We start from the raw sequence: 25133 nt of genomic DNA on the forward strand, positions 1-25133 counted from the left end.
ACGTGTCGCAATAATTTATAAATAATTGCGATTTGTGTTTGTTGACTTGCTATGCATATTTAAATACATTGTCGAGCACGCGGGCGCGCCCGCCATGGAGAAGGCAGGCCGCGCTTTGCAGCCCGCATGACACCCAAGCAAGAACACGCGGCGAGACATGCCGATTCGACCGAGACCAGATTGAATACTTCAGACCCAACTTCCCATGAACCGCAGGCGCAACTGCCCACTGAGGCGGCCCGCACATACGAGCAGACCGTGTTGGACTGGTCCCAGGATCTGCCCGGCGGCATTACGGCGGCGCGTGACCTGCGCTATGGACCGGACCGCCAGCACAGCTATGACGTGTTTACCGCCAACACCTTGCGCAATGCGCCCGTGCTTGTGTTCTGGCACGGTGGGGGATGGACGAATGGCTATAAGGAGTACGTCTCCTTCCTGGCGTCCAACGTGATCCGCCTGGGCATGGTCCTGGTTGCGCCGACCTATCGGCTGGCGCCGGCGCATCGTTTGCCCGCGGCATTTGACGACGCCGTGGCGCTCCTGGCGGAATTGCCCCGACGGATTGGGGCGCTCGGTGGGGACGCCAGCCGGCTTTACCTGGCCGGGCATTCCGCCGGGGGCGGGATCGCGGCAATGGCGGCGCTGCGTACACCGGCCTTGCGCGCGGCCGGTGTCGGGCCCGAGGCGATCCGAGGTTGCCTGCCGATCAGCGGCATCATGGATCTCCATCATCCGAGCCCGCTGCCGCAAAGCCTGGAGGACCGGGTCTATACCATGCTGCTGGAAGCGCCCGATCTTGACGCTGTTATGAGCCCATTGTGCTGGGCCGCAGGCAACACCGTCCCCATGATCCTGAGTTACGGCGAGCACGATAGCGAGCGCGTGGTTCTCTCTAACCGCCGCCTGCGCGCCATGCTGGCTTGCCAGGCCGGCCCGGTCGCATGCCATGTGCAACAAGGGGAGGATCACTTCCGAACGCACACTGCGCTGAAGGATCCTTCGCACCCGTGGTTCGCGCGGCTTTCCGCGCTCGTCGAGGAGACGTCACAATGAAAGAGGTGATCGATATCGGCCTGCCCGTACCGGGCCAGCCCTTCTCTTGGGCAACCAAGGCGGCGGGGCTGCTGTTCACGGCGCATGGCCCGGTTCGCCGCGATGGCTCGGTCGATACCGGGGACATCGCGATTCAGGCGCGGCTCACTTTCGAAAACCTGCGGATGGCAGCCGAGGCGGCGGGCGCGGATCTGTCGTGTGTTGCCCAGGTGCTGGTCACGCTGGTGGATGCCGGCGATGTGCCCGTTGTCGATGCCGTGTATCGGGAGTTCTTTGCCGCGCCCTATCCAAACCGCTCGACCGTGATTGCAAAGGCGCTGGTGGTGCCTGGCATGCGCATTGAGATCGTTGCCTATGTTTCGCTGACTTCCGTGCAAGCTGGCTAAGTCGGCGAACCATGTACGTGAACGAGCGAACACGCAAGTTCGCTGAATGCAGGTGCGCGGAAACACCGGGCGCTGCCCACAATTGGGGCAGCGCATTTCCGCGTTGACCGGTGGCGCGGGCTACTCCGCGAAGCGTTTGCTGAGTACGTCGGCCGTGCGCATCAGGTGCTGGCGCAGCAGCTTGGAGGCCTTCGCGGTGTCGCGGGCGAGGACGGCTTCCATCAGGTCCAGGTGTTCCTTGAGGACATCGTTGGCCAGCTCTTTGCTGGAGCGCGGATAAGCCAGGCGGATACGGCGATACCGCTCCGAATGATCCACCAGTTGTTCGTCGATGCGCAGCAGCCATCTCGAAGTGGCCGCGGAGACCAGCGCGAAATGAAAGCGGCGATGCGCCGATTCCCATAGTTCGACGGCGACAGTATCTGAAGCATCCGTCGGGAGCCGGGCCTTGGTCAGCTTGTAGTAGGCGGCCATGATGTTTGCACCCCAATCGTCGTCGCCGTGCGCGATGGCATCTTCCAGCAGCAACAACTCAATCGACGTGCGCGCGCTCATCAGGTCGAGCAGGTCGCTCCTGGACAGCGGCGAAACGCTGAACCCACGCTGGCCTTCGTTGCTGACGAGTCCTTCGCCGCAGAGCAGCATCAGTGCCTCGCGAATCGGGCTGACACCCAGTTCGTAGCGCTGTTGCAGCGCCTGGAGGCGAAGCTTTTCCCCGGGGGCCAGGCCGCCCGCGATGATGTCCGCGCGCAGCAGTTGATACGCCCGCTCGGAGATGGTCTGCGCTGGAGCGGGTTCGGTGTTCTGCAGCTTACGCAGCAAGTCTGTAGTCCGCATGATCCCTCTTCTATGGTGAATCTCGGCGGGTTTCGGGAAAAACTCAGGAGCGCAGAATTATATACCTGGGATCATCTTTCATAAATTATCGGAGTTCAACGAAATTGTGAGCTAAAGGGATTGCCGCAGCCAGATACGGCTGTGTGCCTGCAACGCTGGTAAACGAAGCGGCACTCAGCGATCCGCTGCCCTCCGTACCTCCCTCCCCATTTCCTTCCGACGCTCGGCATGATTTGTTCGCCCCGGCGTTGTTTAGGGTTTGTACCAACGCTTATTTGATCGAGAAAAATTTATAATTTTTCACATTCCTTATGTGAACATATGTTTCATATATGAACAGATGGGGCGTGGCAAAGAGGGCCTCATGGCGCATGAGGCTGCGTGATCAAGAGTGCATATGTGCAGGTCTAAATAACTTCCAGAGGGTTGTCATGAAGCATTTCGAAAGGCGCAAGGTGTTGGTTGCCATCGCAGCCGTTGTCTCCGTCCTGGCCACCGGTGCCACCTGGGCACAGGGCGGCTATCCGACCAAGCCCGTCACCCTCGTCGTGGCCTATCCGGCGGGCGGCGACACGGACGTGCTGGCACGCCTGTTTGCCGAGAAGCTCACCGGCCGCCTGGGGCAGCCAGTGGTGGTGGAGAACCGCTCAGGCGCGGGTGGGACGATCGGCACGGCATACGTGGCGAAGGCGGCGGCCGACGGCTACACGCTGCTGTTTGCGCCGAACACCATCTCCATCTCGCCGCACGTGCTGCGCCCGGGCACTGGCGCGTCGTACGACCCGCAAAAAGACCTGACGCCAATCGCGCTGCTCGGGACCCAGTCGTTGTTCGTGATCGTGAACAAGGCCGCCGGCGTGAACAAGTTGGAGGACCTTGTGGCGCACGCGAAGTCGGGCAGCCTGCAGAGCTATGCCAGCCCCGGCAATGGTTCGCCGATGCAGATCCTTGCCGAGCTCTTCAACAAGTCGGCGGGCGTGAAGATCATGCAGGTACCTTATCGCGGCAGCGCACCAGCGGTCGTTGATCTGCTTGGCGGCCAGGTCCCGATGATGTACTCGACGCTGGGACCGGTTGCGCAATATTTTCCCTCCGGAAAGCTGATGCCTCTTGCCGTGGCCGACCAGAAGCGCTCGCCGTTTGCGCCCAACGTGCCGACGCTTGCCGAGTTGGGATACAAGGACGCCGAGGTCGGGGCCTGGCAAGCCGTGGTCGGACCGAAGGGGATGCCGGCAGAGCTTGTGCGCACGCTGAACGGCCACTTCAACGAAATCCTGAAGATGCCCGATGTGGTTGCCCGCATGGCCACCATTGCCGTGACGGCCCAGGGTAGCGACCCGGCCACGCTGGGCAAGCTCATTGCCTCGGACTATGCGCGCTACGGCAAGCTGGTCAAGGAATTCGGCATCCAGGCGGATTAGTCTTCCGGCAATCAGCGAATCTGCGTTGGGCGCGGAGAACTCAATATGACTACCTTGATAACCGGTGCCGGCCTGATCGGCCGACTGACCGCCAGCCAGCTGCAAGCCCAGGGGGAACCCGTCTTGCTGGTGGACGTAAAGCATCCGGCGCCACAAGACCTGGGCACGCTGCCACTTGAGCTTTGCGACGTCACGGATTTCAACAGGCTCAGCCAGTTGGCAGACGAACACGGTGTCACCGCGATCGTGCACACCGCGGCGCTGCTGTCCACGGCAATCCGCAAGGACCCGCTGGCCGGAATCCGCGTCAATACAATCGGTACCGCCAACGTGCTGGAGCTGGCGAGGCAGCGCAAGCTCGGTCGTGTGGTCATCGCCAGTTCCACGACCGTCATGTACTCGGCGTTCGCCTCGCTGCCGGCTACGCCCATCGTCGAGGATTTCCCGTATCGCATCGTGAGTGAGCGGCCGGCCAGCATCTATGCCGCCACCAAGATCGCGAGTGAGCACCTGGCGCTAGCGTACGCGTCGCTGTACGGCGTGAGCGTTGTCGTGCTGCGCTACGGCGCGGTGCTCGGCGCAGGGGGGGATGCGGTGACCAGTGTGCCCGGAAGGCTGCTGACCAGTTTGCTGCAGGCAGGCCGCCTGGATGAAACCGCGCACCTGGACGATCCGATCCTTCTCTGGAACGGCCGTGAGGAGTTCATCGATGCACGCGATTGCGCCGCGGCTAACCTTGCCGCGCTGCGGGCGCAGGCGCCGCAACAGCGCGTGTACAACATTGCGACCGGCGATTGGTTCTCGGTCACCGAATTCATCGATGTGGTCCGCCAGCGCTACCCGGCGCTGCGGGTAGCGGAGTTGCGTCTGCCGGAGGGCGGCTTTGCCGCTTTCCCCCATGTGCGGCCCGCGCCGTCAGACGTTAGCGCGGCAAGGCGCGAACTCGGATTTCATGCGGCTCACTCACTGGCCGACTCGGTCGGGCATTTCTCCGACTTGCTGTGATCTAGCCAGACCATCCGGGCGGGCTGCGCCGCTACGCAGCCGTCCCTGAAATCGCATTGCACCTGTTTTCCCCCGTCGTTTCGCTCGGGGTGGGTTTTGTGCGCGCTGGATCCTGATTTGTATGAAGTCATGGAATTTGTAAATTTCTTGCGTGATTGCTGATGCTGCCCGCGCAGTAGGGGCAGCTTCGCGAGCAGGGCGAGTCCGAGAGAGCGGGGAAAGTCCGTCTCTCTTGGAATCAAAACGATTCGATTCGAACGGCTGGAGGGAAGGGAATGAAGCGGGCATTGATGGTGTTTGGCGCGGTGGGAGCAATCGGCGCAACGGGAGGAATGAGCGGGGCCTGGGCGCAGTCGTCCAGCGTGACCCTCTATGGCGTGACGGACATGGGCGTTGTCCGTGAAAGCGGCGCCGCTGCCGGTTCCGTGACCAAGGTCACCAGCGGGATGATGGCGGGATCCCGTGTTGGTATGCGCGGGCGGGAAGAGCTGGGGGGCGGATTGGCCGCCTTCTTCACGCTTGAGGCGGGCATCCTGATGGACAGCGGCGCTTCGGGGCAGGGCGGCCTGTTGTTCGGCCGCCAGTCCTACCTGGGACTGGACTCGCGCTATGGTCGGCTGACCCTGGGGCGCCAGTACACGACGCTGGCCTACGCCCAGGTCGAAATGGATCCCTTCGTCACGGGCCTGGCCGGCACTTCCGCCAACCTGATTTCGGCTGGTGGGCGTGGCGGCAGCAACCGTTTCGACAATGCCGTGAAATACAACCTGCCTGGCTCGCTCGCGGGCCTCGAAGGCGAAGTGTCGTACAGCTTTGGCGAGGTTGCCGGAAGCACCAATACCAACAGCCAGCTTGGCGCGTCTCTCGGCTATACGCGTGGCCCGTTCAAGGCGAAACTCGCTTACGCCGATGCCCAGGATGCCAACGGACCGGGCAAGAATGCCCGCGAGGTCTTCTTTGGCGCGAAGTACGATTTCGGCATCGCAACGGGGTACTTCAACTATGTCGTCAATCGCGGCGCGATCGTTCCTGGCACGCCCAACTACAAGTCGGAGGATGTGCTGGTCGGGGCTTCCGTGCCGATTGGATCGGGCCGCGCCATCCTCTCCTACATCTACAAGAACGATCGCACGGCGGCGAACAACGATGCCCAGCAGTTCGCCGTGGGCTATGTCTACGACCTGTCCAAGCGGACCAGCATCTACACGTCATACGCGCATATCCGGAACAATGCGCCGAACACCGCAGCGACCGGTTTCTATCGTGTCTGGAATGCGAATGATGTTGGCAATGCCGGCGCCGGCAACAGCGCGGTGAGCATTGGCATGAACCACATTTTTTGATTTGCGGCGCTGGGTGCCAATGGCTAGGGCTGGCAACCCTGCGCTGGCGGCCAGCGCGGCCGCAGGATGCCGCCGCCAGAGCGAGTTTCGTTGAGGAGAGACCGTGATCGTACGTTGTGCATGCTTGCAGGGCGATGTCGACCCGGAGAACCGTATGGCTTTCGATCGGTTCATGGCGTCCGAATTGCGGCCTCTGATGAAGCGCTTTCCTGGCGTTATCTCCGTGCGCATCATGCGTGCCGAGCGCATCGAGGACGGCGGACCTCCGATCTATATGACATTCGAATCTGTCTATCCATCGATCGAGGTCATGGAGTAGCGCGCGAAGAAGATTGCCGTGAACTCGATCGCTCCCGGATTCACCGATACGCCGATGTCGCGCAGGATGCCCGCCGACCAATATGCTTCCGCAGTGGCGCTGGAGCCAGGCGGCGCGGCAGCAAAGCCGGATGATATCGCTAAGGCGATTGCGTTTTTCGCCTCTGACAATACCAGCTTCATTACAGGCCAGACGCTGTTCGTCGACGGTGGAAAGTCGCTCGGCGGGCTGGGCATCTGAAGGCTTCCCTGATTTCGGTCAAGCCGGAAGTGGCCACGCAGGATGTCCTGTGCGAAAAGCGTGATTGAAAGTGATGCAATGTGCTCATTAAAAATAGCTTGCAATTAAATCGTGCGCTATGTATATTTCAGCCCATGGACACGAAACGCACCTCCCGGACCAAGCAGGCGGCACACGACGCCACGGCAAATGCCGCGTCGGCGTTGCTTCTGGACCAGCAGTTCTGCTTTTCCGTGTACGCCACGTCGCTTGCGCTGAACAAGCTGTACCGCAAGTTGCTGGCGCCGCTGGGCCTGACATATCCGCAGTATCTGGTGATGATGGTGCTGTGGGAAGCCGATGGCCTGACCGTGTCGGAAATCGGCGGCCGCCTGCATCTGGATTCGGCCACGCTGACCCCGCTGCTCAAGCGCATGGAAGCGCAGCAACTGCTGCGGCGTGAACGTGCCGTTGCCGACGAGCGTCAGGTCATTGTCACGCTGACCGCCGAAGGCCATGCGCTCAAGGAGCCGGCGCAGGCGGTGCCCCGCGCGGTGCTGTGTGCCTCGGGCTGCAGCGTCGATCAGGTGGTGGCCGTGAAGGCGGAGCTGGACCAGTTGCGCGAGCGGTTTGCCGTAGCGGCCGGCGGCTAAGGATCAAGGCGCCGGCGTGATGGGAGCGGCGGCTGATGGTGGGCTGAACAACTTGACAGCCCGTTTTGATTGTCTAATATATAGCGTGCTATTTAATAGCTAGCTATTAAATATGGAAAGCGAACAGGCTTTCTCCAACCCAAGGCTCGATGAGCCAGTTTTATCAACTAGCCAGGAGTGTCATCATGTCGATCGAAAAAGTCCTCTACCGTGCTTCCGCCACCGCAACCGGAGGCCGTGACGGCCGCGCCGTGTCGTCCGATGGCGCCCTGGATATCAAGCTGGCCACCCCGCGCGAGCTGGGTGGCGCGGGTGGTGCCGGCACCAACCCGGAACAACTGTTCGCGGCTGGCTACTCGGCTTGCTTCCTCGGCGCGCTGAAGTTCGTGGCGGCGCGTGACAAGGTGGCACTGCCTGCCGACACCGCCATCACCGGCCAGGTCGGCATCGGCGCCATTCCCACCGGGTTTGGCATCGAGGTGGACCTGAACATCGCGCTGCCCGGCCTGGACCGCGCCGTCGCGCAAGACCTGGTCGACAAGGCACACGTGGTCTGCCCGTACTCGAATGCCACGCGTGGCAATATCGACGTGCGCCTGACGCTGGTCTAAGCGTAGATCCGGATCCCGAGGGTCCCCGGGCCGGCCCCGCGCAATGTTCTAAAATGAGCATCCCTTGCGCGGGGCCGGCTGCTTTGTCTCGCGTGCCGCCTCAAGTGGCAACCAGCGAAACAAGAAGACGGACCCCGGAGACACAGTGCGCTACGAACTCACCGACCTGCGCCTGTTCCAGGCGATTGCCGAAGCACAAAGCCTTTCCAGCGGTGCTTCCGCTATCCACATCACGGCATCCGCCGCCAGCTACCGCCTCAAGAATCTCGAACACGCGATGGGCACGGCCCTGTTCGTGCGCAGCGCGCGCGGCATGGAACTCACCCCTGCCGGCGAGACCTTGCTGGTGCACGTGCGCGAACTGCTGCGCGGCGTGGAGCGCATGCATGGCGAGGTCGGGCGCTTTTCCGCCGGACTCAAGGGCCATATACGGCTGCTGGCCAACAGCAGCTCGCTCAACGGTTTTATCATCCCCAGCGTGAGCCGCTTCCTGGCGGCCAACCCGGACGTCAACATCGACCTGGAAGAGCGCGCCAGCCAGGCGATTCCCTCCGCCGTGGCCGCGCAGGAGGCCGATATCGGCATTCTGGCTGGCGACATCGATGCCAGCGACGTGCGCGCTGTGCGCTACGCGGTGGACGAACTGATCCTGGCGGTGCCCAACGGCCACCCGCTGGCGCGCCAGGCCGAGTTGCGCTTCGGCGCCGCGCTGGATTTCGATTTCGTCTGCATGAGCCGCGGCAGCAGCAACTTCCTCTTCCTGCGCGACATGGCGCAGCGCGCCGGCAAAAGCCCCAACGTGCGGCTGCACGCCCACAGCTTCGAGGCTGCGTTGTCGCTGGTCGAAGCCGGCGTGGGCGTGGCGCTGGTACCGCGCAGCGTGGCCGCGGCGGCCCTGCGCGAAGCCCGGATAGCCGGCGTGCGGCTGGCGGAAACCTGGGCCCGACGCGAGCTGAACCTGATCGTGCGCGCCGAAGGCAAGCTGCCGTCCTTCACGGCGGCGTTCGTGCAATTCCTGCTCAATGATCCGCGTGTTGCCGCCACGCGCGAGGATGGCGCCCCGGTCGCGTAGTTGCCGGCGTCACCACTGAGTATGAAAAAAGCGACTGAATGCACGATGAATATATCATTTTTAGAATAGATTCATCGTCGCTACACTTTCCTCGTGTACCCAGATCTGACAAGGGTAGGCACAAGGAAAAACGATGAACAAGAAGCAAACGCTCGCCGCCGCTCTGGCACTCGCCCTCCTCAGCATCGCCTCTGCGAGTCCCTCCGCCTGGAGCGCCACGGCGCCCACGCCGGCCACCAAAGCCGCCCGTGTCGCCGCCCTGTTCGGCAGTCCCGCCGACGTGAGCACGACGACCCGCACGGTCACGCTGGTCCCGGGCATGAACTACGTGAACGTGGCATCCGGCGAATCGGTGGCCTTCCGCGCCGGCGACAAGACTGTTGGCTGGACGTTCCTGGAGGCCATTGGCGGGACCTCGGTCGATATGAGGACCATCTTCCCTGAGGTGGCGCAGGCCAAGGGGATCCGGGTGTACATCGCGCCGAGCCAGTTGTTTACCGGAGGATGAGCTTGGATGGAATACAGTACATAGATTGTATTTTCAATTTACATTGTTTAACCTGTATTCTGTTTTTACAAGCTATAGTTTGTTGGGTAAATAACATGTGCCGGATATCGCCATGGACTATCCCATCAAAGCCATCAGCCAGCTACGTCCCATCCTGCAAGGCTTTCGCAAGGCCAGTCACCTGACGCAGGCGGAGGTTGCCGCCAAGCTGGGCATCACGCAGCAGTCCTACGCCCAACTGGAGGCCAACCCCGCCGCGGCCAGTATTGAGCGTCTCTACCGGACCCTGCAAGTTCTTGGGGTGGAACTGGTATTGAGTCCGGTAGCCTCACAGGCTGCCATGCGTCCCAGCGCCTATCAGTCGGCGCCGGGACAAGGCACCGCGGCGACTGCATTGGTGGCGCAAGATAGCGCCGCCTGCGCCAAGCCCAAGCGCGCGAAGGCGACCGCGCCCACCGCGCCGAAGCGGCGCGAGGCTTGGTAGGCATGGGATGCCGCTCACACAAGCAAAGGCTGCAGATCTGGATGAACGGCGTCCCGGTCGGCATCTGGGAGCGCGCGCAGGTGGAGTCGCTGACCTACTTTGACGAGTGGATCGAGGACAAGCAAGGGCGCCCGCTTTCCCTGTCCCTCCCATTCCTGCCGGCCAATGCGTCCTACGAGGGCCGCATCGTCACCGATTTCTTCGACAATCTGCTGCCGGACAGCGATGCCATCCGGCGTCGCCTCGCGCAACGCTACCGGACCGGCGGCGTCACGCCGTTCGAACTGCTAGCCGTGCTGGGGCGCGATTGCGTTGGCGCGCTGCAGTTGCTGGAGGAGGGGGATGCGCCAGTCGACCTGACGACGATCAACGGCAGGCCATTGTCTGAAGCGCAGGTCGCACGCGTGCTTCGCGACACCACGAGCGCCGCGCCACTGGGTGCTTACGATGGCGACGACGAGCTACGCCTATCGATTGCGGGGGCGCAAGGACAGGCGCAATTTCTTCAAGGCGCAACTGGTGTTCTGGCTACTTGCCGCGACAGACGGCCATGCGAAGAATTTCAGCATTGCGCTACGGCCGCGCGGCAGTTACCAGTCCACGCCGCTCTACGATGTGCTTTCGGCTCACCCAATCATCGGGCCCGGCCGCAACCAGGTCGCGCCGCAGAAAGCGAAGCTGGCCATGGCGGTTCGCGGTAACGAGAACGACTACCTGATCGGGCAGATACGCCGCAGGCACTGGCTTGCACAAGGCCGGCAGGTCGGCTTGAGCACGCAGAGCGTCGAAGCGCTTATCCAGGAACTGATCGCCGCAACGGACCTGGTGCTGTCCACGGCCGCGGCCAGCCTGCCTGCAGGTTTCCCCGCCGACCTGGCCGACGCAATTCTCGACGGCGTACGGCGGCAGTCCCGCAAGCTGGCCGGAATGCGGGCATAGCGGAGCAACTGCCAAGCGCCCGCCGGCTTTGATAACCACCCCCCCGAGCGTTCCAATTCCACGAACCGGTGATTCGAATCTTTCGGATGGCCGGGCTCCGGCCACAAAAATATACTGGCCGGCAGCCCCAAGCCATCGATGGCGGCGTTCTCCGCCTCTTGTCGACCAGGCGGCGGCACACAAGAACGAAAGACCGGAGACACCGTGAAATCCATCCAGGCCCGCCTGCGCCTGCTCGCCTTGTGCGGCAGCGCCCTTAGTTCCCTGATTTCCCTGACAGCCTGCGCGCCCGCGCTGGCCCAACCGGACCCGTATCCCAGCAAGCCTGTCACCATCGTGGTGGCATTCGCGCCCGGCGGCATGACCGATATCGTGGGGCGTTTGCTGGCGGCCGAACTGTCGCAGGCGTTCAAGCAGAGCTTTGTGGTGGAGAACCGTCCCGGCGCTGCCGGGCAGATCGCTACCGAGTATGTGGCGCGCAAGCCCAACGATGGTTACACGCTGCTGCTTAGTGCGACCGGCCATGTGATCGGGCCGGCCGTGCAGAAGAACGTGCGCTACCAGCCGGTGAAGGATTTCGAGCCGATCGCATTGATCGCCAAGGCGCCGAACATGCTGGTGGTGAACCCATCGGTGCCGGCCAGGACGTTGCCGGAGTTCATCAAGTGGGCTAAATCGCAGCCCAGCGTGCCGTATGGCTCGGCCGGGGTCGGCGGCTCCACGCACCTTGCCGGCGAGCTGTTCCGGCAGGTGGCGGGCGTGCCGCTGGTGCATGTGCCGTACAAGGGCGCGTCGCCGTCGACCAACGATGTGGTGGCGGGGCAGATTCCGATGGTGTTCCAGGATTCCATGAGCGTGTCGGCGTTTATCGCGGCCGGCAAGCTGCGTCCGATCGCGGTCACCAGCGCGGAGCGCAGCAAGCTGTTTCCCGATCTGCCGACCATTGCCGAAGCCGGTTTCAAGAACTATGACCTCTACACCTGGCTGGGTCTGTACGCGCCGGCCGGCACGTCGCCGGAGATCGTGGCGCGGCTGAACCAGGAGGCCAACCGCATCATGAGCTCGCCGGAGATGGCGGCCAAGCTGCGCAAGCAAAGCGCCGAAGCCGCGGGCACGCTGGGGCCGGCGGCATTCCGAAAGTACGTCGAGGCCGAGGTGGCCAAGTGGCAGCGCACTGTCCAGGTTACCGGCGTGAAGGTGGACGAGTAAGTGGGCGGCCAGGTGAACGAGCCGGTGAACGAGCAAGGGCGGAGCCATACCGATGCATGACGAATCATCCACGCAGGATGCCCAGGGCGCGGACGCCTTCTACTTTGGGCAACTGGCCCAGGGCCGCTTCGTCATTCCCCGCTGTGCGGATTGTGGCCGGTGGCACTTCTTTCCACGCGTGCTTTGCCCGCACTGCGGCTCGGATACGCTGCAATGGCTTGCGCCCTCGGGCCGCGGCACCGTGTACTCCACCACCACGGTGCGCCGTAGGGAGGGCGACTACAACGTCTGCCTGGTCGACCTGGACGAAGGGCCAAGGATGATGAGCCGCATCACCGGCGTCGCGCCGGATGCGGTCCGCATCGGCATGCGCGTGCAGGTGCAGATCGCGCACGAAGAAGCCGGGCCGTTGCTCGTATTCACTCCGGGAGAGACGCAATGATGGGTAGCACCAGAGGCACATCCGGCTCGCAGCGCGGCGCCATCGCCATCCTCGGCACCGGGCTGGCCGGCCTGGGCCACGCCGGCGGGCGTACCGAGCAGGAGATCATCGCGCAGGCAGCGCATGCCGCGGTGAAGGCCAGCGGACTGCGCATGCAGGAGATCGACGGCATCATCACCTCCAGCCTCACCTCGCCGTGGTGGGTGATGCGCATGGCCGAGTACCTCGGCATCCGGCCGAGATTCTCCGATAGCACGATGTTTGGCGGCTCGTCGTTTATCGCCGACCTGAAGATTGCCGCCATGGCGATCGAGGCGGGCGAATGCGACAACGTACTGATCTGCTACGGCAGCACGCCACGCAGCGTGCCGAGCAGCTCGCGCCAGAACCAGATGCGGGCCGAGCTTGACCCGCAGCCCTACGAGCACCCGTACAAGCCCTTCAACCCGCCCAGCAGCTATGCGCTGGCCGCGGCGCGCCACATGCACCAGTACGGCACCACGCGCACGCAACTGGCTGAGGTGGCCGTGGCCGCGCGCAGGTGGGCGCAGCTCAATCCCGATGCGTTCTCGCGCGACCCGCTTACGGTGGATGACGTCATCAACGCGAAGATGATCTCGGACCCGCTCACGGTGCGTGATTGCTGCCTGGTCACCGATGGCGCCGGCGCCTTCGTGGTCACGCGGGCCGACCGCGCGCGCGGCCTGCATGCCAGCCCGGTGTATGTGCTGGGTTGCGGCCACGCTCACTGGCACCGGCAGATTTCCTGCATGGACGATGTGACGGTCACGCCCGCCGTGGAGTCCGGGCGCAGGGCATTCACCGAGGCGGGCCTGACGCCGGACGATATCGACGTGGTGGAGCTCTACGATGCGTTCACCATCAACCCGATCCTGTTCCTGGAGGATCTCGGCTTCTGCGCCAAGGGCGAGGGCGGCGCCTTCGTGTCCGGTGGGCGCATCGAGCCGGGCGGCGCGTTCCCGATGAACACCAATGGCGGCGGGCTGTCCTGCCTCCACCCGGGCATGTACAGCATCTTCCTGGTGATCGAGGCCGTCACGCAGCTGCGCCGCGAGGCGGGCGCCCGCCAGGTCAAGGACGCGGACATTGCGCTGGTGCATGGCAATGGCGGCGTGCTGTCCAGCCAGGCTACGGCCATTCTCTCCACCTCGCTTTGAGCCCGAGCAATCCCATGACTTCCCATTCTTCGGCATCCGCCTTTACCTCGCTCACCGCTACGGTGCCTACGGTGCCTACGGTGCAATACGGCCGCCAGGGCCGCATCGCCATCCTGTTGCTCGACAACCCGCCCGTGAACGGCCTGGGGGACACCGTGCGCCTTGGTCTGTTCGACGGCATCGCCCAGGCCACGCAAGACGCTACTGTGACGGCAATCGTGATCCTCGGCGCCGGCAAGGTGTTCTGCGGCGGCGCGGATATCCGCCAGTTCAATACGCCGGCTGCCAGCGCGCAGCCCACCTTGCGCCAGGTGATCGCGCGCATCGAGCAGTCGGCCAAGCCGGTGGTTGCCGCCATCCATGGCGTGGCGCTGGGCGGTGGCATGGAACTGGCGCTCGGTTGCCACTACCGCATCGCCAGCGCCGATGCCAGCCTGGGGCTGCCGGAGGTCAACCTCGGGCTGGTGCCGGGCGGCGGCGGCACGCAGCGCCTGCCGCGCCTGATTGGCGTACCGGCGGCGCTGGCGCTGATCCAGGGCGGCAAGCCCGTGCGTGGTGACAAGGCGGTGGCGCTCGGCATGGCCGATGCACTGATCGACGGCGAGCCGCTGGCCGCGGCCGTGGCCTTCGCCGAGCGCGTGGCGGGTTTGCCGGGCGCCCATCCTGTGATCGCGCGCAAGCCTTGTGCCGATGCCGCTGGCGTGGACTTCGCAGTGCGCAGCGCGGCGGTTAACGCCAAGGCGCGCAATGCGCTGGCGCAACGCGCCGCCATTGCGTGCGTGGAAGCCGCCACGCGCCTGCCGATCGACGCCGGTCTCGACGACGAACGTGTCCGCTTCGACCAGCTCGTGGCAGGCACGGAATCGAAGGCGCTGCGCCACCTCTTCTTCGCCGAGCGCGAGGCGCCCAAGGTGGCAGCACTGCCGGCAGGCGCATCGCTGCGCACGGTGGCGCGGGTGGGCATTCTCGGCGCCGGCACCATGGGCGCCGGCATCGCCATGGCCTTTGCCAACGCCGGCATTCCGGTGACCTTGCTGGAGCAGCAGCAGGCCGCGCTGGATCGGGGGCTGGCCATGATCCGCCGCAACTACGAGATCACGGCCGCCAAGGGCAAGCTCACGGCGCAGGATATTGCGCAGCGGATGGCATGCATCACGCCCACGCTGGCCGATGCCGACCTGGCGGACGCCGACCTGGTCATCGAAGCGGTCTTCGAGGACATGGCGGTCAAGGAAGCCGTGTTCGCCTGGCTCGACGCGTTATGCAAGCCCGGCGCCATCCTCGCCACCAATACCTCGCGCCTGAGCATCGACGTCATCGCTGCGTCCACTTCGCGCCCGCAAGATGTGATCGGCCTGCACTTCTTCAGCCCGGCCAATGTCATGAAGCTGCTGGAAGTGGTGCAGGGCGAGCGCACCGCGCCGGAGGTCATCGCCACCTGCATGAAGATGGCCCAGGCCATCGGCAAGATCCCGGTGCTGGTGCGCGTGTGCGAAGGTTTTGTCGGCAACCGCATGCTCACGCCATACTGGCGCGAGGCCGGCTTCCTGCTGGAGGAGGGCGCATCGCCGCAACAGGTGGACGGCGCGCTCACGCGCTTTGGCATGGCCATGGGCCCGCTGGCCATGGCCGATCTTGCCGGCATGGATATCAACTGGGCCACGCGCAAGCGGCTCGCGCCGACGCGGCCCGCGCACCTGCGCTACTCCAAGGTGGCCGATCGCATCTGCGAGCAAGGCCGCTTCGGCCAGAAGACCAATGCGGGCTACTACCGCTACGAAGCCGGCAGCCGCGCGCCGCTACCCGATCCGGCGGTCGACGCGCTGATCCGCGCTTGCGCGGCGCAAGCCGGCATCGAACGCCGCGAGGTGAGTGACGAGGAGATCGTCGAGCGCTGCATGCTCGCGCTGGCGAACGAGGGCGCGCGCATCCTGGAGGAGGGCATCGCGCAGCGTGCCGCGGATATCGACGTGGTGTACGTGCATGGCTACGGCTTTCCTGCCTGGCGCGGCGGGCCGATGTTCCATGCCGAGACCATCGGCCTGGGCCGCACGCTCGACAAGATCCGGGCGTTGAATGCCATCCACGGCGAGCACTGGACGCCGGCGCCACTGCTGGTGCGGCTGGTGGCGCAGGGGCGCGAGACCTTCGCCGCAGGCTGAGATGGCGCAAGGCGCGTGCCTGTGTGCCCGGGCACCGGTTGCCTTACGGTGGAAGGCGGAGGACACTAGCGTAGTTTTTGCTGGTGCCAGCCGGGCGGTTGCGCCCAGCCTTTCATTGTTGTCAGCCTGGATGCACTGATCCGCATGTCGTTCAACCCCTTCTTCCCATACCTGCTGCAGCGCATGGACGAAGGCATCGCGCAGGCCGGCGGGCCAGCATGACCAGCATGCTGCTTTCCCGTGTCCATCCGTGGCTGCGCCGTGTGCTGCGCCCGGTGCTGGATCCGGCGCGGCGCTACCGCCATGCCAAGGTGATTCATGCAGCCAGGGTAGCGCTTGGCCTGCTGACGTCCATCGCGCTGACCACCGGCATCCACCTGCCCCATGGCGAATGGGCATCGATCACGCTGCTGGTGGTCATCGGCGGCCTGCAGCACCATGGCAATATCCGCAAGAAGGCGGCCGAGCGTGCGCTCGGCACGCTGATCGGCGCGGGCGCGGGGCTGGTGATCATCCTGCAGCAATCGTATTTTCACGCGCCATTGCTCAGCTACGCGCTGATCGTGATCGCTTGCGCCGTCTGTGCGTATCACGCGATCGGCAAGGGCGGCTACGTGGCGCTGCTCTCCGCCATTACCATCTTTATCGTCGCCGGCCATGGCGAGAACGCCATTGCGGACGGCCTCTGGCGCGCGGCGGATGTGCTGATCGGCATCGCGATCGCACTGCTGTTCTCCTTCGCGCTGCCACTGCACGCCACCTATACGTGGCGCTACAAGCTGGCCGAGGCCCTGCGCAGTTGCGCCAGGATGCACGCGGCCATCGTCAACGACGCGGGCTTCGACCGGGCCGTACTGCAGCAGGCCATGGTGCTGCAAGGCAGCTTGCTGGTACAGCTGCGATCGCTGATGCCGTCGGTGGCCAAGGAGATCAACGTATCGATGGAGCAGCTCGAAGCCATCCAGCACGGCATGCGCGTGTGCATCAGCCTGCTGGAAGTGCTCGCGGCCACGCGCCCGCGCGTTGACGACGAAGAGGCCAAGGCATTCGTGCGCGACCATCTTGCCGAAGAGAACCGCCGCATCAGCGCCATGCTGATCGGCATGGCGCGCGCGTTGACCCATGGCGTGGTGGCGCGCCTGGCGCCGCGTGGTACTTGTTCGCTTGCGCGAATTGCGGGCACCGTTGCGCCGCAATGGGCTGGCTATGTCTCGCTGACGCTGCGCTTGTCCGGCGAGTTCGACGATCTCAGGCAGCGTCTGGCGGCCATCGCGGATCGATGGAATATTTAAGCCTGCTTTGGTGTTCACCGGTGGCCTCGACGCCGGTGATGAGGTTTGCCCGGGGCGCCGGCCTCGTGGATTGCCAGCAGGGAGAAATCGGGATGTCAGGATTGGCCTTCGGTCGCACCCACGCCACGCGGGTACCAGAGCAGCCGGCGTAGCATCCAGGCCCCGGCCAGCCCCAATGGAACGGCTAACGCCCACACGCCGACCGGCGCTTCGAGCGCCGTGCTTTCCGGCGCCATCGCGGCTGAGATCATGACGCCGGTGTTCAGGCCCGCATGCAGGACAATGCCAGGCCAGAGCGAACGCGTGCGGCAATAGAGCGCCGCCGCGAACAGCCCGATGGCGAACGCAATCACGAACTGGTAGATATTCAGGTGCGCCACGCCGAAGACGAAGGCCGAATACACGGTGGCATCGGCACGCACGTACCGACGGAGCATGCCGCGCAGCAGGATGCCGCGGAAGAACATCTCCTCAACGAACGGCGCGATCACGCACACCAGCACCCAGATGCCAATGCCCCCGCTCGTCATCTCCGTGATCATGCGCGCATCATCGGCGGAAAATGGGAACAGCGCCTCTATGCCGACCATGGCCAGTCCGTCCAGCAGCAGGATCAGCGGCACCATCAGCAGGATCGGCGGGCCCAACAGGCCAAGCGTGGCCGCCACGCTGGCGCTGCCCTCGTGGAACAGCTTGCGATAGCTCAACCCGCTGGCATGCAGCAAGGTGCTGAACACCAGCCCATAGCAGGCCACGCGAATCAGGCTGGCGGCGGCCATTGGCTGCATGCCGTTGCGCAGCAAGGCCGGGCGCAGCAACATGGTCAATATCACCTCGACAAACCAGGCCACGAAGGTGAGCGCGAGCGCCCATTGGAAGCTAATCGGTCGGGTCTGGTCTGGCCGGTTGGAATTCATGGATCGCGAGATCTTTCGGGGCGAAGGGCTTGTTGTAGACGGCCGTCTCCATTAACGGCAGCGGTATCGCGATTCTGTAGAGTCAGCCGCTCGAAAATGACGTGAAAGGCAGGCGCACTAGCCGGGCCAGCACGCCACGGGGCGTGCATTGTGGCTTTTCGCCCTCGCACCTGCCAGGTACTAACAATTGATTACAACCGAGGGAGGCCCGTCGCACTATGCTCCCCGAGCCCCAAAAGACTCCGGCCGCCAATAGAGCGGTATGCCGTACAAAATGAAACGCAGGAAATTCGCATGAACAAGATCTACTCGTTTGCCCTGATGGCGATTTCCACGCTGGCGGCGACCTCGGGAGCCGCCCAGGCGCAGCATGTTGTCGGGGGGATGGGTGAGGAAGTGAGGATCGGTGCTTTCGGTGGCCGCGCCGACAATCACCTGGGCGGCCGCAGCCTGCCCGACAGCCATGGGCTCAATGCAGCAGGCCGGGACAGGAACCGCACGCGAGCCGTCAACCGACAAGCAGTGCGCGCCAGTGGCGCACGCGGAAGAACGCCTTCACTTCCCGGCAGAAATTTGCCCTAGGGGTCAGAGGCACCATCTTCCCGCCGCTCCGGAGCCCGAGCGCACACCTTGGTGGGCGAGTCGGGATGACTTCGCAAGCATTCCGCCAGGCGCGCCAGGGTACTGCCGCTTCAACGATGCAAATTACCGTCTGTCACCGATCCTGGACGTGACGCTGACTGCATTTCATGGGCGAGGACGTTCCATTTCGACTCGTTCCTTCCGGACTGGGATACGTCCCTGAAAAAGCGGTTCCACGAGAGCGAAGCCGCTTAATCCTGTTCCCGCCTCCACAACTCGGCTAGTTTCCGCCCGGTTGCCAAGCGTCGCTTACCAGCGATTCGCTGCTGCCTATACGCGACATCGATGCATGGGCAGATGCGTCTTTATTAATTGACCGCCCGGTCGGTTTATTTTAGGATGTGCCGGCGCCATGAAGAAAAAAAGACCCCGGAGACATCATGACCCTGCGCCCCCGCCTTGCCCGCCTTGCATCGACTGCCGTCATCCTCGCCCTCGGCGGCATCGCGGATATTCCCATTGGTCTTGCGACGGCGCATGCGGCCTCGTCCCATGCCGCGCAGCAGGTCGTGATCAAGCGGGACGAGTATGGCGTGCCGCATATCTACGCGGATACCGCCTACAAACTTTTCTATGGCTATGCCTATGCCGTCGCGCAAGACCGGCTGTTCCAGATGGAGATGGCAAAGCGCAGCACGCAAGGAACGGTGGCCGAGGTGCTGGGCGAGAAGTTCGTCAAGTTCGACCTGGCAACGCGCGGCAATTACTGGCCCGCGGCGATCGAGCAACAAATCGCGGCCTTGCCGAAGAGGGAGCGTGACATCCTCGATGGCTATGCCGCCGGGATGAATGCGTGGATCGCGCAAGTCCGTGCGCGGCCTGACACCTTGATGCCAAAGCAGTTCAACGATGCGGGCTTCAAGCCGTCAGACTGGAGCGCATTCGACGTGGCGATGGTGTTCGTCGGTACCATGGCGAACCGCTTCTCCGACAGCACCAGCGAGGTGGACAACCTGGCGTTGCTTACTGCCCTGAAAGACCAGTATGGTGAAGCGCGTGGCATGGATCTGTTCACGCAGTTGAAGTGGCTCGTCAATCCAAAGGCGGTCACCACCATCGCGGCCGGCGAGCGTACTTACCCGATACGGCTCGGCGCCCCGGCAGGCACCGGCGAACTTGCCTACGCATTGCCACGCTACGACGGACCGCCGCCGATGGCGGAGCGGCCCGCGCGCGGCGACGACGGCATGCTGCTCGCGCTCGACGCGCAGGCCAACCGCGACACCGTGTTCGCCCAGTATGCGCAGAGCGGCGCCAACGGCCCTGCCGGCTTCCCGACCACCAGCAATATGTGGGTGATCGGCAAGCAGCGTGCGCGCGGCGCCAAGGCGATCATGCTCAACGGGCCACAGTTTGGCTGGTTCAACCCGGGTTACACCTACGGTATCGGCCTGCATGGCGCGGGCTTCGATATCGTCGGCAATACGCCGTTTGCCTACCCTTGCATCCTGTTTGGCCACAACGGCAAGATCTCATGGGGATCGACCGCCGGCTTCGGCGACGACATCGACATGTTCGCCGAGCGCGTTGACCCCGCTCGGCCTGATTTCTACTGGCACAACGGCAAGTGGGTGCAGATGCAAAAGCGCGCCGAGATCATCCACGTCAAGGATGGCGCGCCCGTTATACTCGACGTCTACCGCACCGTGCACGGCATCGTCATGCAGCGGGACGACGCCACGCACACTGCCTATGCCAAGGCACGCGCCTGGAGCGGAAAGGAAGTGCAGTCGCTCCTGGCGTGGACCCATCAGGCGCAGGCGCATGACTGGAAGAGTTGGACGGCCCAGGCTGCACGACAGGCCCTGACCATCAATTGGTACTACGCGGACCGCCAGGGCAATATCGGATACGCACACACCGGCGCCTATCCACATCGTCGGACGGGCCATGACCCGCGCCTGCCCGTGCCCGGTACCGGGGAATGGGACTGGCGCGGCGTGCTGCCGTTCTCCACCAACCCGCAGGTCTACAACCCGCGCTCCGGCTATATCGCCAACTGGAACAACTCGCCTGAGAAGGGCTACCCGGCCTCTGATCTGTTTGCCTTCCTGTGGGGCGCAGCGGACCGCAATGTCGAAATCCAGCATCGCATCGAGGCGCACGCGACGCTTGACAGCGACGATGCCTGGCAGATCCTGAAGGACACCAGCCGCTCGGACCTGAACGTGCGGCACTTCCTGCCATTCATCCGCAATGCCGCGGCGGCGCTGCCTGCCGATGATCCGCGCCGCCGCCTCGCCGATACGCTGGCGGGCTGGAGTGGCATCAACGACGACCCGCGCGACACCGGAACGTATGCCCAGCCCGGCTCAGCCATCATGAACGCCTGGCTCACGTCGATGCTGGCAAGGACCGTCGTCAAGGCGGTTCCCGCGCCCTTCGACAAGTGGTACATGGCCAGCGGCTATGAGACGACGCAGGATGGGCCCACCGGCTCGCTGAACCTCAGCACGGGCAGCAAGGTTCTTTATGAGGCGTTGCTGGGATCTCGCTCGGCCATTGCCCAGCGCGTGGACCTGTTTGGCGGCGCTGTGCCAGACGATGTCATTCGCGCCGCACTGGGCGACACCTGGACATCGCTGTCGGCCAAGTACGGGGACGATATCGCCCGCTGGCAACCGCCAGCCGTGATGCTCACCTTCCGCGCGAACAACTTCTTCGGCATTCCGCAGGCGGATGCGGCCGAAGCCATCCGTGTGCCGGAGTACCAGAATCGCGGGACGGAGAATGACCTGATCGTGTTCGGCAGTGCCGCCGCTGCCGGCAAGACGCAGGCATGGGATGTGGTGGCACCGGGGCAGAGCGGGTTCGTCGCGCCAGATGGCACCCGCTCACCGCACTACAGCGACCAGCTCGCCCTCTATACGGGCTTTGGCCGCAAGCCGCTGCGCCTGGAGGCGGGCGAAGTCGCGCGCCATACGCGCAGCGAGGAAAGGGTCACGGTCGCACCGCGATAGCTCGTGGCTGGCGGCCTCAGGCTGACCGCCGGCGCCGGACCCGGTGGCGATGCGATCGATCTGGCCTCGTCATGCCGATACGCTCGCCACCCGCCAGGATTCAGGGATGACCGCTGTGTCTCTTCGCCAGCGGCAGCATTGGCTGCGCGCCGCTGGCCGGCCCGAGCTTCGCCTTTCTCTTGTCGGCCATGGCCTTGTCGATCACCTTCTGCTGCGCCAGGTCGTGAAACGCGTGGGCACGAAGGGGAAGTCACAGGACGGGCAGGAAGTTGAGTCACGCCGGCGGGCAGCCACACATCATCCGCACCGTGCCAAAACTTGGGTATGTGCTTGATCAAGACAAGAGGCAACCATGAAATGGGAGCCCTCACTGTCGGTCATGCGCCCGGCGGCGAACAGACCGGCGATGCCGACACAGCCCCCGCTGCAGGAAAAACGGCTCAGAACCGATGCCGCACGCCCACAATCGCCCCCACCTGGCTCTGCCCGGCCCCGACTTGTTCCGTGGTATTCACCAGCGTCGTCGCATTGGCATTCAGCGATGGCCCGAACCCGGACAATCCCATCGCAGACCCATCACGGTTCTTCGCGTAAGCGAGGATCGTGTAGAGATCGGTGCGCTTGGACAGCGCGTACGTGCCGGATAACACAAAGCTCAGCGGATCGGCCGAGGAGTTGCGCACGTCGGTGTAGTACGCAGCGCCGGTCAGCGAAATGGCTGGCGTGGCCTGGTACTGCACGCCGGCCCAGTAGAGGTTGGTGCGCAGGGAACTGGTGGTGAAGTCGCCACGGTAGTAGCGGTAGCCCGCCAGCACCTTGACCGACGAGAAGGCATAGGCTGCGGCCACGGCGGCGCGGCGCTCGCGGTTGTCCTGCAGCGTGACCGTGCTGCCGCGGACTTCGTCGTAGGCCACGCGCGTGGACAGGCGGCCGCTGGTGTAGCCCAGGCTGGCGCTCCATTCCCGTCCTGCCTTGGATGCGCCTGCGATTTCGCCGCCGGCGGTGCTGTCGTAGCCGGTGCTGTAGAGCAGGCCGTAGTAGATGCCGCCAGTGGTGCCGGTGAACTTGATGGCATTGTCGGCGCGGCCTGACATCCATTTGTCGTGCATCAGCAGGGAGTAGCGGGTCGAGATGACCATGGGGTCGAACGCCGACGAGAGATCGTACAGCAGCGTTTGTTGGCGGCCGAGGGTCAGCGTGCCGTACTGGGCCTGCAGGCCGGCGAAGGCCTGGCGGCCGAACAGGCGGCCGCCCTGGTTGACCTTGCCAGTGTCGAGGTCGAAGCCGTTCTCCAGTACGAATACGCCCTTGAGGCCGTTGCCCAGGTCCTCCGTGCCACGCAGGCCGAAGCGCGAGGTGGAGAGGTTGCCGGTGGACATGCGCACCGTGGAGTCGCTGCCGCCAGTGGCGTTGGGCACGTGGCTCAGGTATTCGATGCCGGCATCGACCACGCCGTAAAGCGTGATACTGCCTTGCGCCATTGCGGCGCCGGGAATGAGCGGCAACAGCGCCAGCCATGCACGAGATTTCATTGCGTTGATTTCCTTATGATTTGCGACGCCCCATGGGCTCGGGCATCGCAGCGGCGTCAATGTAGCGTCATAAGGACAATGCAAAAAAGGGAGTTCCCGGAACAGACTGTTCCTGCCGGCGAACAGTCCGTCCCGGCTCCCTTGGCCCCTTTTTCCCGCGTACCGCTTAGCGCTTGCGCTGCAAGAACTCGTTCATGTACCGCTGCGGCTCCCCGGTCTCGAAGGCACTGCCAAACTCCGCCACGCTGTTGTTGATGGCCACATCCAGCGGCGCCTCTTCCCACTCGCGTAACAGCCGCTTCTGCTGGCGCACCACGGCAGGGCCGAAGCCGGCCAGCAGCGTGGCGAGGCGTTCGACCTCGGCGTCCAGTTCGGCTAGCGGCACCACCTTGCTCACCAGGCCCCAGGCCAGCGCTTCGCGCGCGTCGGAGATCTCGCCGGTCAGCAGCATCCATGCGGCGCGGGCGTTGCCGATCAGGCGGGGCATCAGCGCAGCGTGGATGACCGACGGAATGCCGACCTTGACCTCGGGCATGCCGACGTGGGTGTTGTCCGCGGCGACGCGGATGTCGCAGGCCAGCGCGAGTTCCAGGCCGCCGCCCAGGCACCAGCCGGGCATGCGCGCGATCACCGGCACGGGGAAGTGGCGCAGCGCGTCGCACAGGCCGCGCAGGCCACTGATGAAGCGCTGCGCGCTGTCGCGGGTCAGGGCGGCCATCTCCTTGATGTCGGCGCCGCCGATAAAGCCTTTTTCTCCGGCGCCTTGCACGATCAGCACGCGGATCTCGTCCCGGGCCGCGAGCTCGGCCACGGCCTGGGTCAGTGCGGCGATGACCGGCGTGCTCAGGATATTGAGCGAGCCGGCCTCGCGGATGGTGAGGGTGGCGATGCCGAGCGCATTGATCTCGATGCCGGCGTATGGCTTGTTATCTGCTTGGCTCATGACGTGGTCTCACTGCAGTTTTGTGAAATGGATTTCTTCGACGACCTTCTTCCAGTGCGCGTTCTGGCCGCGGATCAGCTCGGCGAATGCCTTGCGCGTCATCGGTGCTGGAATGGCGCCTTGCTTCTCGATGGCGGTGACGACTTCGGGATCGGCCAGCACCTGCCGCACTGCGTCGTTGAGTTTGTCCAGGATAGCCGCCGGCGTGCCGGCGGGCGCGCCCAGTCCGAACCAGGAGGGATTGTTCATGGCCGGCAGGCCGGCCTCGGCATAGGTTGGCACATTGGGCAGTACCTTCAGCCGCTGCCTGGCAGCCACCGCCAGCGGGCGCAGGCGGTTGCCCTGGATCAGGCTGGAGGAGGAGGGAATGTTGTCGAACACCACCTGGATCTGGCCTGCCACCGCATCGTTGAGCGCGGGGCCCAGGCCCTTGTAGGGCACGTGGAGCATCCTGGTGCCAGTCTCGTTCATGAACAGCTCGCCGTTCATATGGCTCAGGCCGCCATTGCCCGACGATCCGAACGAGTACTTGCCCGGGTTGGCCTTGAGCAGCTTGATGAAGGCGGGCAGGTCGCTGGCCGGGAAGGCCGGGTTGACCACCAGGACGTTGGGCACGTCGGCGAGGTTGCTGATGGGTTCGAAATCCCTGACGGGGTCGTAGGCTGTCTTGGCGTACACGTTGGGGTTGACCGCGTGCGAGCTTTCCACTTCCATGACCAGCGTATAGCCGTCCGCAGGCTGCTTGGCCGCATAGGCGCTGCCTACGGCGCCGCCCGCGCCAGGGCGGTTTTCCACCACGACGGGCTGCTTGAGCACGACGCCGAGCCGGGTGCCGACGATGCGCGCGATGATGTCGGTGGTGCCGCCGGCCGCGTAGGGCACGATCAGCTTGATGGGTTTGCCGGGGTAGGCCGAGGCGTACGCGCCGCTGGCAAGGCTCAGGCCAGCGAGCAGGGTGGTGGCGATGATGCGTTTGTTCAAGCGATGTCTCCGGATGGGTTCT

24 protein-coding genes and 1 pseudogene are annotated in these 25133 nt (G+C 64.3%); 20 read left to right on the forward strand and 5 right to left on the reverse strand.

What is annotated here, in order from left to right:
- The first annotated feature begins 126 nt into the window (after positions 1-126).
- Positions 127-1056, forward strand: coding sequence for an alpha/beta hydrolase (locus AC1Q7Q_RS09440; RefSeq protein WP_492370451.1), 930 nt, complete (start codon positions 127-129; stop codon positions 1054-1056).
- Positions 1053-1442: a RidA family protein gene (locus AC1Q7Q_RS09445; RefSeq protein ID WP_492370450.1), complete on the forward strand. Its 390-nt coding sequence runs from the start codon at positions 1053-1055 to the stop codon at positions 1440-1442. The genes AC1Q7Q_RS09440 and AC1Q7Q_RS09445 overlap by 4 nt, the downstream gene beginning before the upstream one ends.
- 120 nt (positions 1443-1562) lie before the next feature.
- Here the strand turns inward: AC1Q7Q_RS09445 and AC1Q7Q_RS09450 are convergent, their stop codons facing one another.
- A complete protein-coding gene (locus AC1Q7Q_RS09450) occupies positions 1563-2279 on the reverse strand; it encodes an FCD domain-containing protein (RefSeq protein WP_492370449.1) in 717 nt (238 codons plus the stop codon).
- A gap of 431 nt (positions 2280-2710) precedes the next feature.
- Between AC1Q7Q_RS09450 and AC1Q7Q_RS09455 the strand changes: the two genes are divergently transcribed.
- The 16 genes and pseudogenes from AC1Q7Q_RS09455 to AC1Q7Q_RS09530 all read left to right on the forward strand — a co-directional run bounded on the left by AC1Q7Q_RS09455 (position 2711) and on the right by AC1Q7Q_RS09530 (position 17136).
- Positions 2711-3700, forward strand: coding sequence for a Bug family tripartite tricarboxylate transporter substrate binding protein (locus AC1Q7Q_RS09455; protein WP_492370448.1), 990 nt, complete (start codon positions 2711-2713; stop codon positions 3698-3700).
- Positions 3701-3745: 45 nt separating this feature from the next.
- Complete coding sequence (locus AC1Q7Q_RS09460; protein ID WP_492370447.1) at positions 3746-4705, forward strand: NAD-dependent epimerase/dehydratase family protein; 960 nt, start codon at positions 3746-3748, stop codon at positions 4703-4705.
- Positions 4706-4980: 275 nt separating this feature from the next.
- The gene (locus AC1Q7Q_RS09465) at positions 4981-6048 is read left to right on the forward strand and encodes a porin (RefSeq protein WP_492370446.1); all 1068 of its coding nucleotides are present in this window, start codon (positions 4981-4983) and stop codon (positions 6046-6048) included.
- A gap of 154 nt (positions 6049-6202) precedes the next feature.
- Entirely contained in the window at positions 6203-6367 is a 165-nt protein-coding gene (locus tag AC1Q7Q_RS09470) for an EthD domain-containing protein (protein ID WP_492387147.1), read from the forward strand.
- 18 nt (positions 6368-6385) lie between these two features.
- Positions 6386-6607 (forward strand): SDR family oxidoreductase, encoded by a 222-nt coding sequence (locus AC1Q7Q_RS09475; RefSeq protein WP_492370444.1) that lies wholly within the window; start codon positions 6386-6388, stop codon positions 6605-6607.
- A gap of 134 nt (positions 6608-6741) precedes the next feature.
- The gene (locus AC1Q7Q_RS09480) at positions 6742-7239 is read left to right on the forward strand and encodes a MarR family winged helix-turn-helix transcriptional regulator (RefSeq protein WP_253931624.1); all 498 of its coding nucleotides are present in this window, start codon (positions 6742-6744) and stop codon (positions 7237-7239) included.
- Between the two features lie 185 nt (positions 7240-7424).
- Positions 7425-7850 carry an organic hydroperoxide resistance protein gene (locus AC1Q7Q_RS09485; RefSeq protein WP_492370443.1) on the forward strand — a complete coding sequence of 142 codons (426 nt, stop codon included), beginning with the start codon at positions 7425-7427 and terminating at the stop codon, positions 7848-7850.
- Between the two features lie 145 nt (positions 7851-7995).
- Complete coding sequence (locus tag AC1Q7Q_RS09490; protein WP_492370442.1) at positions 7996-8922, forward strand: LysR substrate-binding domain-containing protein; 927 nt, start codon at positions 7996-7998, stop codon at positions 8920-8922.
- 133 nt (positions 8923-9055) lie between these two features.
- Positions 9056-9430 carry a CzcE family metal-binding protein gene (locus AC1Q7Q_RS09495; RefSeq protein ID WP_492370441.1) on the forward strand — a complete coding sequence of 125 codons (375 nt, stop codon included), beginning with the start codon at positions 9056-9058 and terminating at the stop codon, positions 9428-9430.
- A gap of 112 nt (positions 9431-9542) precedes the next feature.
- Positions 9543-9914, forward strand: coding sequence for a helix-turn-helix domain-containing protein (locus tag AC1Q7Q_RS09500; RefSeq protein ID WP_492370440.1), 372 nt, complete (start codon positions 9543-9545; stop codon positions 9912-9914).
- 2 nt (positions 9915-9916) lie between these two features.
- A pseudogene (locus AC1Q7Q_RS09505) lies at positions 9917-10853 on the forward strand (HipA N-terminal domain-containing protein).
- 204 nt (positions 10854-11057) lie between these two features.
- A complete protein-coding gene (locus AC1Q7Q_RS09510) occupies positions 11058-12062 on the forward strand; it encodes a tripartite tricarboxylate transporter substrate binding protein (RefSeq protein WP_492370439.1) in 1005 nt (334 codons plus the stop codon).
- A 52-nt stretch (positions 12063-12114) separates the two neighbouring features.
- The gene (locus tag AC1Q7Q_RS09515) at positions 12115-12504 is read left to right on the forward strand and encodes a Zn-ribbon domain-containing OB-fold protein (RefSeq protein ID WP_492370438.1); all 390 of its coding nucleotides are present in this window, start codon (positions 12115-12117) and stop codon (positions 12502-12504) included.
- Positions 12501-13682 (forward strand): thiolase family protein, encoded by a 1182-nt coding sequence (locus AC1Q7Q_RS09520; protein ID WP_492370437.1) that lies wholly within the window; start codon positions 12501-12503, stop codon positions 13680-13682. The genes AC1Q7Q_RS09515 and AC1Q7Q_RS09520 overlap by 4 nt, the downstream gene beginning before the upstream one ends.
- Positions 13683-13696: 14 nt before the next feature.
- Positions 13697-15844 (forward strand): 3-hydroxyacyl-CoA dehydrogenase NAD-binding domain-containing protein, encoded by a 2148-nt coding sequence (locus tag AC1Q7Q_RS09525; RefSeq protein ID WP_492370436.1) that lies wholly within the window; start codon positions 13697-13699, stop codon positions 15842-15844.
- Positions 15845-16062: 218 nt separating this feature from the next.
- A complete protein-coding gene (locus tag AC1Q7Q_RS09530) occupies positions 16063-17136 on the forward strand; it encodes an FUSC family protein (protein WP_492370435.1) in 1074 nt (357 codons plus the stop codon).
- A 95-nt stretch (positions 17137-17231) separates the two neighbouring features.
- Here AC1Q7Q_RS09530 and AC1Q7Q_RS09535 read toward each other — a convergent pair whose 3' ends face one another.
- A complete protein-coding gene (locus tag AC1Q7Q_RS09535) occupies positions 17232-18053 on the reverse strand; it encodes a CPBP family intramembrane glutamic endopeptidase (RefSeq protein ID WP_492370434.1) in 822 nt (273 codons plus the stop codon).
- 294 nt (positions 18054-18347) lie between these two features.
- Between AC1Q7Q_RS09535 and AC1Q7Q_RS09540 the strand changes: the two genes are divergently transcribed.
- The gene (locus AC1Q7Q_RS09540) at positions 18348-18635 is read left to right on the forward strand and encodes a hypothetical protein (RefSeq protein WP_492370433.1); all 288 of its coding nucleotides are present in this window, start codon (positions 18348-18350) and stop codon (positions 18633-18635) included.
- 440 nt (positions 18636-19075) lie between these two features.
- Positions 19076-21655, forward strand: a complete 2580-nt coding sequence (locus AC1Q7Q_RS09545; protein ID WP_492370432.1) for a penicillin acylase family protein — start codon at positions 19076-19078, stop codon at positions 21653-21655.
- Positions 21656-22095: 440 nt separating this feature from the next.
- Here the strand turns inward: AC1Q7Q_RS09545 and AC1Q7Q_RS09550 are convergent, their stop codons facing one another.
- From AC1Q7Q_RS09550 to AC1Q7Q_RS09560, 3 genes are all read right to left on the reverse strand, one after another.
- A complete protein-coding gene (locus AC1Q7Q_RS09550; RefSeq protein ID WP_492370431.1) occupies positions 22096-23187 on the reverse strand; it encodes a porin in 1092 nt (363 codons plus the stop codon).
- 166 nt (positions 23188-23353) lie between these two features.
- Complete coding sequence (locus tag AC1Q7Q_RS09555; RefSeq protein WP_492370430.1) at positions 23354-24130, reverse strand: enoyl-CoA hydratase; 777 nt, start codon at positions 24128-24130, stop codon at positions 23354-23356.
- A gap of 9 nt (positions 24131-24139) precedes the next feature.
- Complete coding sequence (locus AC1Q7Q_RS09560; RefSeq protein WP_492370429.1) at positions 24140-25111, reverse strand: Bug family tripartite tricarboxylate transporter substrate binding protein; 972 nt, start codon at positions 25109-25111, stop codon at positions 24140-24142.
- Positions 25112-25133 lie beyond the last annotated feature (22 nt).

It is taken from the genome of Cupriavidus sp. GW823-FHT07A04, assembly GCF_058794615.1.